1 protein-coding gene is annotated in these 346 nt (G+C 66.5%); it reads left to right on the top strand.

Annotated elements, in window-relative coordinates:
* Positions 1 to 24 precede the first annotated feature (24 nt).
* Positions 25 to 346: hypothetical protein (locus tag ACWXWW_RS17930; protein ID WP_455971353.1), on the top strand; the 322-nt coding region annotated here is incomplete at its 3' end.

Genomic DNA, 346 nt, shown 5'->3' with positions numbered 1-346 from the left:
GCGCTCTCGTCCGCGCCGGGTCCGATGTTCCGGCTCCGTGACCTCCGGTTCCCGATCCTCGAAGGTCGAATCCTCCGCGGCTACGGCCCCGGTGTCGGCGTGCGGTCCGTCTACGGCGGGCGAATCGACGTGCAAGGGTCGAACCTGCCAGCCGGAGACGGGTACCTCGTCATCCTCACCCAGTCGCAGTATTGCGACGTCAACGTTCATGCCACGCGCGTCCGTCACGCGTACTCGGATTCGACGAACTGGGTCGAGTCCGGGTCGACCGATATCGGCGGGTACGGGCGAACCATGTTCAACCGCATCAGCGGGTTCGCCGTGTCGACGCACGAGACCGCGTTCG

The sequence above is a fragment of the Microbacterium sp. KNMS genome, from assembly GCF_053851835.1.
This window is presented reverse-complemented; position numbering and strand designations above follow the sequence as displayed.